Origin of the sequence: Flavobacterium sp. RNTU_13, assembly GCF_046614455.1 — a bacterium.
In the GTDB taxonomy this organism is placed as follows: Bacteria; Bacteroidota; Bacteroidia; order Flavobacteriales; family Flavobacteriaceae; genus Flavobacterium.
Map to the genome: position 1 here is coordinate 21,582 of NZ_JBKJHB010000007.1, position 12,848 is coordinate 34,429.

The 12,848-nt window shown below is 41.4% G+C and carries 6 protein-coding genes; 3 read left to right on the top strand and 3 right to left on the bottom strand.

Annotated features, from left to right (window positions below; all coding sequences use genetic code 11):
- Positions 1 to 466: 466 nt before the first annotated feature.
- Positions 467 to 8,479, top strand: a complete 8,013-nt coding sequence (locus ACLI08_RS14510) for a fibronectin type III domain-containing protein (protein WP_411429230.1) — start codon at positions 467 to 469, stop codon at positions 8,477 to 8,479.
- A 69-nt stretch (positions 8,480 to 8,548) separates the two neighbouring features.
- On the opposite strand, the gene ACLI08_RS14515 is transcribed toward ACLI08_RS14510, so the two are convergent.
- The 3 genes from ACLI08_RS14515 to ACLI08_RS14525 all read right to left on the bottom strand — a co-directional run bounded on the left by ACLI08_RS14515 (position 8,549) and on the right by ACLI08_RS14525 (position 11,720).
- On the bottom strand, positions 8,549 to 8,938 hold the full coding sequence (locus tag ACLI08_RS14515) for a hypothetical protein (protein ID WP_411429231.1): 390 nt from the start codon (positions 8,936 to 8,938) through the stop codon (positions 8,549 to 8,551).
- A 97-nt stretch (positions 8,939 to 9,035) separates the two neighbouring features.
- Entirely contained in the window at positions 9,036 to 10,451 is a 1,416-nt protein-coding gene (locus tag ACLI08_RS14520; protein ID WP_411429232.1) for an SDR family oxidoreductase, read from the bottom strand.
- Positions 10,452 to 10,472: 21 nt separating this feature from the next.
- Positions 10,473 to 11,720, bottom strand: coding sequence for a helix-turn-helix domain-containing protein (locus ACLI08_RS14525; RefSeq protein WP_411429233.1), 1,248 nt, complete (start codon positions 11,718 to 11,720; stop codon positions 10,473 to 10,475).
- A 128-nt stretch (positions 11,721 to 11,848) separates the two neighbouring features.
- Between ACLI08_RS14525 and ACLI08_RS14530 the strand changes: the two genes are divergently transcribed.
- Both ACLI08_RS14530 and ACLI08_RS14535 read left to right on the top strand, forming a co-directional pair.
- Entirely contained in the window at positions 11,849 to 12,346 is a 498-nt protein-coding gene (locus tag ACLI08_RS14530) for a DoxX family protein (RefSeq protein WP_411429234.1), read from the top strand.
- On the top strand, positions 12,336 to 12,686 hold the full coding sequence (locus tag ACLI08_RS14535) for a hypothetical protein (protein WP_411429235.1): 351 nt from the start codon (positions 12,336 to 12,338) through the stop codon (positions 12,684 to 12,686). Before ACLI08_RS14530 ends, ACLI08_RS14535 begins: the two co-directional genes overlap by 11 nt.
- Positions 12,687 to 12,848: the final 162 nt, after the last annotated feature.

Sequence of the window (12,848 nt, forward strand, 5' to 3'; positions counted from 1 at the left end):
AAATAAATGAGATGTTGTTTAAAATTGCAAACTCTGGTTAAATAAACCGGTTGCATCGCAACAACATTTTTGGGATTAAATTCAAAATCATTTGGTTATAAAAATATTCAACGGATTATTTAATTGTTAAATAGATGTTATAATATTCACAAGCGTTCCATGCAGTGTGATATTTTTTTAAATTATTTCCTGTGTTTTAGTGTATTGTTTAATGTTTTGATGCTATTTTTAGAATATTATATGATTTTTTATTAAAAAATACAGTTTATTGAAGTTTTTTAAGGTTGTTGTTTATGCTGTATAAATTGGTTTTTTGTTAAGGTAATGTTACTTAAAATAAAAATTTTAACAACTATTGTTTTCTTTACAACGTTTTCGTTGAATATTTGATAATTAGTTAGGTGTGCCTCTTTTCATTTATAATATCTTTTAATTTTAAGAATATCTTTTAAAATCAGAATTAGTAATGAGAGAAAATTACACACCACTTTCGGGTTCCGTTCCCTCCAGAAATGGTTTCGGAAGCCACGAATCAGACCACTCCCCTGGGAGAGGGTTTGCGTTAACCCGAACCCTTATGGGGTCCGGTTTTAACAATGTGTTTTCATCAAATTCACCTTCGCTTTTTAGATTTAGCCATAATATGGCTGTTCTGGTAAGCGTGTTGTTTTTGGTGTTTGGCTTTAACAACGTTAACGCACAGTGTACTGCTGCTCCGGTAGTAGTGGGTGCGGGCGACCTTACTGCTACATCTGCCGTGCTAAACTGGAACACTGTAACAGGTGTATCTGGAGGTACGTATACCGTAGATGTGGCTACAGATTCAGGCTTTAGTACCATACTAACTACCGCATCTGCAGTTGCAACAACGCGTTATCAGGTTACGGGTCTTACAGAGAACACTACATATTACTTTAGGGTAAAGGTAGATAACACTTCATGTGGTACCTATAGTGCTGCAACTTCTTTTATTCCTAAAAGAGGTGTTTATACCACATTAGCTACTACAGGTTATGCATCAGACGTTATTGCTAATGGTATTGGTGTGCCTTCAGGATCTACGACTGCAGATATAGACGGAGGAAACTTCTCTTATGTTGCTATGGATTACCAGCTTAATGCTTCGAGTAACCTTCCTGTGGCGAACTCCGGACTACCTATAAACCGCGTACTTAATACCGCTTTAGGTGTTCAGTTTTACATGCAGGATTACACTGGTAGTAACAGTTTAAGGCTTCCTACAAATGGAAACTCGGGTACTATTACACTGGCTTACCCTCAAAAGTTTGGTACTATATATGTGGCTGTTACTTCTGGTAGCGGAAATGCTGCACTAACCCCGGTATTAAACTTTACAGATGGTACTACTTACACGGCCAGTGCTACAACATTAGTTAACTGGGACAATGCCGCAACTACAGCAGTACCCGCATGTACTAATGCCAATACCCTAAACCGTATTACACGTACATCTGCGACCGCTACAGCACCTACAAGTACAGGTTCGTTTAAGGTGTTTTACTTTACAATCGCGGTACCCCTATCATACCAAACCAAACAGTTAAACTCTATTACGTTTACTAAAGGTGGAGCTACCGGGGCAGTAGCACAAATTTTTGGTCTTTCGGGTAAAACACTAGATGCTTGCCCGGTAATGACATCAGTTACTTCGGCTGCGGTATCTACATCGTCGTTTACAGCAAACTGGACGTTAGGTTCTCTAGGTTCTGATGGTGCCACACCTACCTATACTTTGGAAGTATATACCGATGCCGGTTACACAACTCCGGTTTCTGGTTCTCCGTTTACCGGCTTAACCGGTAATTCTTACACTGTAACAGGGCTTACTCCTGACGCTACTTATTACTATAGGGTTAAGGCAGACGGCACTAGCTGTTCATCATCTTATGTTACGGGCAGCCAGTCTTTGGCATATTGTTCTGTAACTACATCTACTACATACTATAACACCAACTTTACTACTATAGGAGGTGCTTCTAATATAAGTAACAGCACAGCAGCTGCTACGGCTAGTTATTCGGCTACCCAAATAGTTTCGGTGCAGGCAGGTTCTTCATTTACCTATACAGGTAGTAAGGCAGCAGGTACAACAGCTACAGGTATTTTTGTAGACTGGAACGATGACCTTGATTTTGCCGACGCAGGCGAAACCATTGCCATACATACCGGTGCACTCTCAGGCGGTTTAACGTTATATTCGGGTACGATCTCAGTTCCTGCAGGGGCTGCAATAGGTTCACACAGGCTGAGAGTACGTAGTGTAATATATTCCAGCACACCATCGGGTTGTTCTGTAACAGGTGAAACCGAAGATTATACTCTTAATGTTACCGCCTCTACAGGAGCGTGTACGGCTCCGTTGGCTCCTGCTTCAATATCTTTCAGCGGGCTTACAAGTTCTAATATTAATGTTAATATTACGGCAGCAACAACGCCACCTACAGGAGGATATCTTGTTGTACGCAGTACTTCGGCATCTCTAAGTTCAGATCCTGTTTCAGGTACTTCATACGCAGTAGGTAGCACAATTGGCGGAGGTACTGTTGTGGCACTTTCTTCAACTGCCTCATCTGTATCAAGTTTTGTGGCGTCTAACACGCGTTACTATTTCTACGTATACGCCTTTAATAACGGAAGCTGTGTTGGGCCAGTATATAGTACTGCCGTAACAGGCAATGCTACATCTTGTGCAACAGCAGCGGTTTCCTCGGCGGCAAGTAATGTAAAGAACTCTTTTGCTACCCTTAACTGGGCTTCGGTAAAAGGTACAAACGGTAATCCTGTAACGTATACAGTAGAAGTGTATACAGATGCTGCACTTACTACACTTTTTGGTACATACACGCTTGTAGATCAATTAAGTTATAACATTACAGATCTTACGGCTAATGCTACATATTATTACAGGGTAAAAGCAGAAGTTCCTGCCGGGTGTGGCGATGCTACATTCTCATCTACTATTAACTTTAAGGCAGAGAACAATTATTCTCCTATTAACCTTACAGGTTTTAATGCAGACGTAATTGCCGAAGGTAATGGATGGGCTACCATATCTACAACAAGTGATGTAGATGGTGGCGGCTACGTGTACATGTCTCGTGATTACAAGCCAAATGTAAATTCAGCGGCACTTTCAACAGGAGCACTTCCTGTAAACCGCACTATGGCAAGCCCAAACAATGCAGGTCTTAATTTCCTTATGCCGGATTACAAAACAAATAACTCGGTAAGGCTTACGGCTGCTTCGCCATCACAAGACCTTGTGTTTAGTGTGCCTACTAAGCTTACTAACCTTTATCTTGCGGTAGCATCGGGTGGTGGTGCTTCTTCTATAACAGGTACAATTTATTTTGAAGACGACACTACTCAGGCTATTGCAAGCACAGCCGTTCCAGACTGGTTTGCAACAAGCGGTGCTCCTGTACTGGCTTACAACATTGGACGTGTAAATAAAAACGGTACAACTAACGAAGCCGAATTTACTACTACAACAGGTATAAGCCAAAGTAATGCTAAAATTTTCCAGCTTACTATAGCTATTCCTTCTGCTAACCAAGGTAAAAAAGTTACTAAAGTAAATATAACCAGGGTAGCTTCGGGTACAGCGGTTCCTAACATATTTGCTATTTCCGGCCAGGTAATAGGCGACTGTCCTACGCTTTCTGCGGTAACTGCCGCGGCTGCAAGCGCTACCAGTGCTACCGTAAGCTGGACGCTTTCTTCTCAGGGCGACGGAGGTGCGCCTACCTACACTGTAACAACATATTCAGATGCTGCACTAACTACTCTTGTTAGTACTAACTCTGGCATTAGTGGAACTTCGTACACTGTTACAGGTCTAAACCCTACAACCACGTATTATTTTAAAGTACAGGCAGCTAACAATGTGTGTAGCTCTAACACGCTTACAGCTAACGCTACTACGCTTCAGCCGGAGTGTCCTACACCAGGTGCTCCTACAGTAGCTGCAAGCGCCACATCTACAGGTGCTACAGGTACCATTACAGCACCATCTGGGGGTTCAGTGGGGTATGTTATTGTACGTAGTATATCATCTGCATTAAGTGCAGCTCCGGCAAACTTTAGTACTTATACAGTAGGTGCCTCTATAGGCTCAGGTAATGTTATTGCAGTAGGTACATCTACAAACATAAACGATACATCTGCTAACTCTAATACACATTACTATTATTTTATATACGCTTACAACAGCGGATCATCTTGTTCAGGTCCTGTTTACAGCACGTCGGCTGCTACATTTGACGTAACAACTTGCGTGGGTCAGGCTTTGGTAGTAGGTGCAAGTAATATAAGAAACAGTTCTGCTACACTTAACTGGAATTCAGTTACCGGTGGTGGGGCAAGCGCAATCACGTATAATCTTGAGGTGTTTACAGATGCTTCATATACTACGTCTTTCACTTCATTTACAGGGCTTACAGCTACAAAACAGGCTGTAACAGGTCTTACAGCAAATGCTGTTTATTATTACAGGGTTAGTGCTATTGCTACAGGTACTTGTGCAAGTACCTATTCTACCGGTAGTTTTACAGCTACAAATGGCTATACCCCTATAGATGTAACTTCAGGCGGGTATAATAAGGACGTTATTGCAAACGGTTCGGGTGCTGCACAATATTCTACAACAGCACCGGTAGACGCTGACGCTGCAGGTGCCAGAAATGCTTACGTGGCGAGAAACTATATCTCTGGCACAGGTACACCTACAACAGTAGGATTACCGATAAACCGCTTTTTAAGCAGCACTACTACATCTGGCCTTAACTTTATAATTCCTGATTACAGCGGAAATAACTGTTTAAGGCTCGCGGGTCAAAACGATACAGGAACGCTTACCTTTGAAACACCTGTTAAACTTACCGACATATATATTGCTGCAACGGGTGGTAGTGGCGACCTTGTTGCTTCGGCAGAAATTATTTTTGAAGATGGCGGTACTTCTCAGCTTAGTACGTCAATAGCAATACCTGACTGGGTTGTGGGAACAGGTTCTATAATAGTAGATAATCTTGGAAGGGCAAACATGAGCGATACTACAGGAAATGTTGAAACTATTGCTTCTAAAATCTTCCAGATTGCTATACCAGTGAACACGGCGAACCAAACAAGAAAAGTAGCCGCGGTTAAGTTTACAAAAACTTCAGACGGACCTGTAGAGCCGGTGCTTAATATTTTTGCTATATCTGGAAAAATTATTGGCGATTGTCCTACTATGGCATCTACATCAGTAGTCTCAACAGGTGCAAACGGTGCAAATATTGCATGGGTACTTTCTACACAGGGAGATGGTGGTACACCTACGTATACGGTAGAAGTGTATACAGATGCTGCATTTACAACATCAGCTGCTTCGCCAGTAACGGGCCTTACAGCTACCACATACAGTATAACAGGTTTAACTGCTCAAACCACATACTACTATAGGGTAAAAGCCATTAACGCTGCTTGTGAATCAGGTTATGTAACAGGTACGTTTACAACGTCTCAGGTGCCAGCTACGCTAAACTACACAGAAGGCTTTGAAGGTGAATCGTTTTGGTCTCTCGTAAATACAGGGCAAACCAACAAATGGTTCATCGGTACTGCCACAAGTAGCTCAGGTACGAAATCACTTTATGTATCTAACGATGGTGGTGCCACTAACGGATACGACTTAACGTCTATAAGCGTTGTTCAGGCATATAGGGATATTACTATTCCGGCGGGAACAAGCACAGTTGAATTCTCTTTTGACTGGAAAGGATATGGAGAAAGCGGTTATGACTACCTGCGCGTTTGGATGGTTCCTACCAGCTTTATACCAACTGCCGGTACGCAAATTACTTCTGGTTCGGGCAGGATTCAAATAGGTGGTAATCTTTTTGCACAAACTACTTACACAACATACTACACGCCTACACTTGATGTAAGTTCATTTGCCGGACAAACAGTTCGTTTAGTATTTGAGTGGAGAAATGATGGCATTTTTGGAGAGCAGCCATCGGCCAGTATAGACAATATAAGCATGAAGATACCAACGTGTTTCTATCCTGTAAGCCTAACTGCTGTTGCTGTTACCACAACTGCAGACATCAGCTGGACTGCTCCATCGGTAGTTCCTGCAAACGGATATGAGTATTATTACAGTACTACTAATACCACGCCTGTATCAAGCTTTACAGGTACGCCAACCACAGGTACATCTGTATCACTTACAGGATTAACTACAAACTCTAAGTATTACTGGTGGGTACGCTCAGTTTGTAGCGATTCAGATAAGAGTAGCTGGAGTCCTGTAGGTATATTCTTTACTGGTGCATGTGCTCCTACATACACAACGTGTGATTCTACTCACCGTATAACACTATTAACTGTGCCGCAGGCATCGTTTACAGACGACCTTTCCGGCATTACAGCGTGCTCTGCTACTGCAATTAACCGTACTTCACTAAGTATACCTGTTACTACTGGTAACACCTATACATTTAATGTTACAAGTATAGGGTGGATAGGTGTAGGTATGGCCATAGATTACAACGGAGATGGTAATTTTGACGATGCTAACGAAACATTAGCATTACCAAACTATATAGATGGTAACTCTGTAATTTATACTATAACAGCTGCTATTCCATCATCATTAACTCCGGGTAACTATACGGTTAGGATATGGAACAGATTAGCAAACGCTGGTTTAGGAACTCCAGCAGCGTCTGCTTGTGGCAGCTACGCTTACGGTACTTATGTAGAATATACTCTTGCAGTTGCCGCACCATGTTTTAACTGGACAGGAACTGCTAATACAGAGTGGAACAATACAGCTAACTGGTGTGGTGGTACTGTACCGACTTCATCTAGCGATGTTACTATAACAACAGCTACAAATAATCCTGTTATAAGCACTGGTACGGCTTCAGTACATAACCTTACTATAGCCGAAGGTGCAACCCTTACTGTGGCTACAGGTGCAACACTAAATGTAGATAACTTGCTTTCGGTTAACCCTGCAGGTACACTTACTGTAGCAGATAACGGCGCTCTTGTGCAGGGAGCAGCTACTACGGTGAGCGCTAACAGTGGTAACATTGTGTTCCATAAAAAAGGAAGCAGCCTTTACAGGTCAGACTATACAATATGGTCTTCTCCTGTGGCGGGCCAAAACCTTCAGGCGTTTTCTCCGGCTACAGTATCTAACCGATTCTACGAGTACAAAACGGCTACAGACGTATATGCTTCTGTAACGCCCGGCGATAATAACTTTGAAGCAGCAAAAGGTTACCTTATCCGTATGCCAAATGCAGATGCTACAGCGGGTTACAACGACGGTGCTACAGCTATTAAATTTGACGGAACGTTTACAGGTGTACCAAACAATGGTACTATAACAAGGCCTCTTGCCACAACAGGCGGCAGGTACAATGCTATAGGTAACCCGTACCCTTCGCCAATAAACCTTTACGACTTTTTCTATGGAAACGCCACCGTTATAGATGCATCATCTGGTGTGTATCTATGGAGAAAGAAGAACAATGCCTCAAGCTCTTCTTATGCTACGCTAAACCTAGCTGCATTTGTGGCAAACCCGGCTCTGGGTGGTGGTGCAGAGAACAACCAGTTCTATGCTTTTGATCCATCAACAGGTTCTTCAAACTGGTTGCTGGCTCCTGGTCAAGGATTTATTGTACGTACGCTTACAGGCCTTACTAATCCTGAAGTTACCTTTACAAACAGCATGCGCCGCGGTACTCCGGGTAGTTCGCAAAGTTTCTTCAGGCAGGGTGCAGATACTGCGTCACGCCTTTGGATCAACCTGTCTTCGGTGGCTGCCGGCAATGCAAGTCAAACTGCTATAGCTTACATGGACAATGCCACTATGGGTATCGACTTTGGTTATGATGCTACCAAGTTTACTGAAAACAATGCGCTTAGTGTGTATACACTTGCCCAGCAAAATCCATTAACCATACAGGCAAGGCCGGTATTTAGTAATACCGATGTAGTGCCAATGGGTTACAATGCTCCACAGGCAGGTACGTATACTATTGCCATAGACCACGCTAACGGTGTATTCCAGCAAGGTCAGGCGGTATATATTAAGGACAATGCAGAAGGTATAATCAGGTCATTAAACGATAACAGCTACAGCTTTGCTACCGAAGCAGGTACATTTGATAATCGTTTTGAGATACTTTATACTACACAAGCCCTTGGTACAGACCAGCCGCTGGACGCTAATACAGTAGCAGTGTTTAAACAAGGAAGCAGTATACACGTAAACGCAGGCAGCGCACGTGTAAATGGTATAACCATTTATGACATACGCGGTGCAAAAGTATACAGTGTAGATAATGTTAATAATACAGAAGCTGTAATTAGTAACCTTACAGCAGAGCAACAGGTGCTTATTGTAGAGGTTAACACTACAAAAGGTAAAGTTAGCAAACGTGTTATTTTCTAACGGTTGCTCTTAATAATAGTCCCAAAATAGAAAACCCGGCATAATGCCGGGTTTTTGTTTTATGTGCCATCAGGCACTTTCTTCATCTGATGCTTCAATATGCCGGATTTCCGTTTTTTCCTTTTTAATCAGTTGCCTTAAAAATAAAAAAAGACTCATATAAGCGTTTGCTATATACACCAGCGCAAAACCTGCTATAAGATACCCGCGCCAGTCGTCTATGAGTAGTTTAAACTGTGTAACCGCTACAACAACAATGGTAACATAGTGGCTAAAGCAGTATTCGCACGTAAAAAGGTAAAAGAACTTGCGTGATGCAATGCTTTTTCCTGCCTTAGAACGGTTAACACAATATTCGCGTGGCTCCCTGAAAACCTCCTCATGGGTTACTGTCCAGGCTACACAGGCTACCACTATAGCCAGTACAAACAGCCATGTAAGTTGATGTTGCATTTCCATTTTTTATGTTTAAGTTACTTAATATTACACTTGCTTACTTACGCTTTATGTTTTTATTAGTAACCTAAACAGGGGAGCAACTATTGGATTAACTTTATCAGTGCGCTATTTTGTTTATCATTCCATTAAAAATAAAGTAATGAAAAGGCAACACGCTATACCAATACAGCCTGCCGGCAATGCCCAGTGGGCGAAACGTAGCGACTTGAATTACTTTATTTCCTTTTACTTTAAACTCCAGCCAGGCTTCGCCGGGCAGTTTCATTTCTGCGTACAACAACAGGCGTTTCTCTTTACGGTTGGCGTACAGCACTCTCCAAAAATCAAGTGATTCGCCGGCGGTAATCAAGGCTTTGTTATTACGGCCACGTTGCAGGCCTACGCCGCCAAAAAGTTTATCTAAGAAACCCCTGAAGCTCCACAGCCAGTCGGCATAATACCACCCTGATTCTCCTCCTATAGAAAATATACGGTCGGCAGCACGTTCAGGGTCATCAGTAATGGTCATTTTTCGGTCGGTAAAAACACCGTGTTGAGGTACTTTTATTTGCTTGGCAAAAAACTTGCTGTAGTTAGCCCTGCCTACCGCGTCTTTCCAGCTGGAAAGCACCATGTTTTGCTCTATTTTATCAAAGGCAATTTTTATGGCCGTTTTATACGGAATAAGGTTAATGCCTAAAAGGTCTTTAAGATTGTTTGGCTTAGCCACCACATCTATCTTCATGCTTTCCACAAGGTTTTTTGCAAGGGAGTAGGAAGTAGAGGTTACAAAATATAACCAGTAAGACGAAAGCCTCGGTGTCATAACCGGTACGGTAAATATGTGTCGCTTCAGTTTTCTAACCTCGGCAAATCCCAGTAGCATTTGTTTGTAGGTAAGTATGTCCGGGCCGTAAATGTCATAATGGTTGTTGTAGGTAACTTCTTTAAGCAGCACACCCGATAAAAACTCTACCACATTCCTTATAGCTATCGGCTGGCATTTTGTGTATAGCCATTTTGGCGCTATCATAACCGGTAGCTTTTCTACAAGGTCGCGTATTATTTCAAATGAAGCACTGCCCGAACCTACAATTATACCCGCCCTTAGCGTGGTAAGTGGCGTTTTGCCTGATGCCAGTATTTCTTCCACATTTTTTCTGGATGAAAGGTGTTTAGAAAGATGCTCTTCGTTTACAATACCGCTGAGGTAAATTACCTGTTGCGCATTAGTATTTTCCATGGCCTTTATAAAGTTTTCGGCACATTGTTCCTCTAAAGACGAAAATTCTCCCTTGCCACTCATAGAGTGTACCAGGTAGTATGCGGCATCAATATCTTTAGGTATGTTTGCCAGGCTTTCCGGGGCTAATAGGTCGGCCTCTATAACGGTTATGTTTTTTGTAGCAGCATATTTTCCGGCAAACCGTTCGCGTTCACGCACCATACATATCATCTCGTGTCCTTTTTCGAGGAGTACGGGGAGCAATCGTTGCGCTATATATCCGGTAGCGCCTGTTAACAATATCTTCATATCTTATTTTTTGAGGTTTATTTACAAATTGTGTGTTTTTATATAGGCAGATGGGGTAGTACCGGTATGTTTTTTAAACGATCGCTGAAACGTTGTTTTGCTGTTAAAACCACAGTCATACGCTAAACCTATGAGTGTAGTTTTATGGTGGTCGCCGGCTTTCATTTTTTCAATAATGGCATTTACCCTGAAATTGTTTATGTAGTCATTAAAGTTTTGCCCTGATTGAGTATTTATTAGCCTGCTGAGTACATGGAGCCCTATTTTTGTGGCAACGGAGAGGTCGGTAAGGCTAAGCCCCGGGTCTGCGTACAACTGTTGCTCGTTTATAAGCAACGCTACCTTTTCTAAAAGTTCAGCTTCGGCTGCATTGTTATTAATCGTAGCCGGCTCCGTTGCGGTTTGTTTTTCTTCCTCCCATTCTTCTTCGATGGCTTGTACTGGAGTATAACTGTTAAGCATTTTCTGTGCACCTTCCGTAAGCACAACTATATCAGGAGTTCTATGTAATGTCCAGTTTTTTATATAAAGTCTGGAAGCCGTATTGTTAGAGTATCCCGTAATGGCAATGTAATAGAATAGCAATGAAAAGATTAAAAAATACCACCAGCTTGCTGTGTAGCTTCCGCCGGTAATAACACTGTAGAAATTAATGCTTAACCAGCTTATGATAAATGCTAATACCGCTACAAAAAAGTTTCTTATCCACGTAAAAGACAATGCATCTGCATTACTCAGAAAATTTAAAACCATTTTCCTGTAGTTAATATAGTATCTGTAAGCCGTAAAAAAGTAGCCGGCTATACTAATGAGCCCCAGATATTGATACCAATTGTCAAAGTCGGGATCCTGAATGTCATCCATCATAACGTAGCTATGATAAATAAATTTATCTGCTACAAAACATACAATCGAATAACTGAGGTAAAATATCCCCGGTAAAAAATGGTAAAAAAACGTTGGTTTTATTTTAAATCCAGGATTTAAAAGATAAAGTACATATAGCAAACCTATCGGCCCGATAAAAAAAAGTTGCTGAAACGGTACGTAAAATAAAATATCGCGGTAAGGCTGGTTGTCATACCAACCCGCAAAGCCCAGCATCCAGGGGCATGCATAAAGACACCCCAGTAGTAGGAGCAATGCCAGTAAAAAATCAGATGGATTTCGTTTATCTGCATATCTTTTAAACGATAGAATGCTATACACCGCAAGGTGTATAAGGAACACCATTAAAAATACACTTTGTTTATTAAATTCAAATATCATGGTGTTCCGATTTGGTTTCCTTACTAAATGTACGAAAATATTGCACTATAAAGAGGTGCCAAATTATAATTTGCACCGATTTACAAATTGTTTAATGATAATTTTGAGGCAGTTAAATAAAGCACACCATGAAAAAATTATTCCTTATGTTAACACAACCGGTACTTCGATTAAATATCGGTTCTCAACTACTTATAGCAGTGCCTCGTATATTTTGCGGCTACCTTATGGCATTTGAGTTTGGCGCGGCTAAATTCGGTATGCCATGGTCTGAACCGGATAAAAATTTAGGTTTGTTTGAAGTAGCGTTTTGGTTTCCTAAAGATGTGGCAGATTTTGGAGGAATATTTGCCGCATTTCCTGTATTCTTCGCGTGGATAGGGGCGTTTAGTGAGGCCGTTGGCGGACTTTGCCTTATGCTGGGGCTGCAAACAAGAATCAGTTCTTTTTTAATACTATGTACAATGCTGGTTGCAGCTTTTTGCCAGCAGGTTAATGAGGGATTGTGGAATATGCTTCCGTCATTATGTATGGGTGCTATTTGTATCTACACACTGGTATTAGGTTCGGGGAAATTTGGATTAGATTATCTTATTACTAAAAACTTAACTACAAATGAAAACTAAACTACTTATTATAGTCGCTGCATGTATGGCGTCATGCGTGCAAAAAACAGAGAAACAAACGGTGGTGTTTGAGGTTGCTGTGCCAGGCACAGATGGAAAAGCTACAAACGTAGCCTTGCGCGGCACTGATTTTCCACTTAACTGGCAGGAAGATAAAGTTATGGTATATGACTCTGTCAAGAAAGTCTATCGTGCTGTTGTTACCTATAACACCGGCTATAAATTTACCGAATATAAGTACGTGGTAAACGGTGTTTTTGAAATGCAGGATAAACCTAACAGGAAGGTAAAATTTAATGACAAAAACTACACGGTATTACATGACACTGCACAGTTTTAAGTTCTTAAGTTACATAAAATAAAAAGCTCTTAATTTTAAAATTAAGAGCTTTTTAGTTTTTTCGGTCGGGGTGGCAGGATTTTAACCCTGTCCCGTAAATATCTTTAAATCAATAATTTGTAACTAAACCTAATTTGGTACTCACCGAATAACTCACTTATG

What these genes read in the sequence shown, in the direction of transcription:
- ACLI08_RS14510 (WP_411429230.1), top strand. Translation starts at nt 467, where the DNA reads ATGAGAGAAAATTACACACCACTTTCGGGTTCCGTTCCCTCCAGAAAT.
- ACLI08_RS14515 (WP_411429231.1), bottom strand. Translation starts at nt 8,938, where the DNA reads ATGGAAATGCAACATCAACTTACATGGCTGTTTGTACTGGCTATAGTG.
- ACLI08_RS14520 (WP_411429232.1), bottom strand. Translation starts at nt 10,451, where the DNA reads ATGAAGATATTGTTAACAGGCGCTACCGGATATATAGCGCAACGATTG.
- ACLI08_RS14525 (WP_411429233.1), bottom strand. Translation starts at nt 11,720, where the DNA reads ATGATATTTGAATTTAATAAACAAAGTGTATTTTTAATGGTGTTCCTT.
- ACLI08_RS14530 (WP_411429234.1), top strand. Translation starts at nt 11,849, where the DNA reads ATGAAAAAATTATTCCTTATGTTAACACAACCGGTACTTCGATTAAAT.
- ACLI08_RS14535 (WP_411429235.1), top strand. Translation starts at nt 12,336, where the DNA reads ATGAAAACTAAACTACTTATTATAGTCGCTGCATGTATGGCGTCATGC.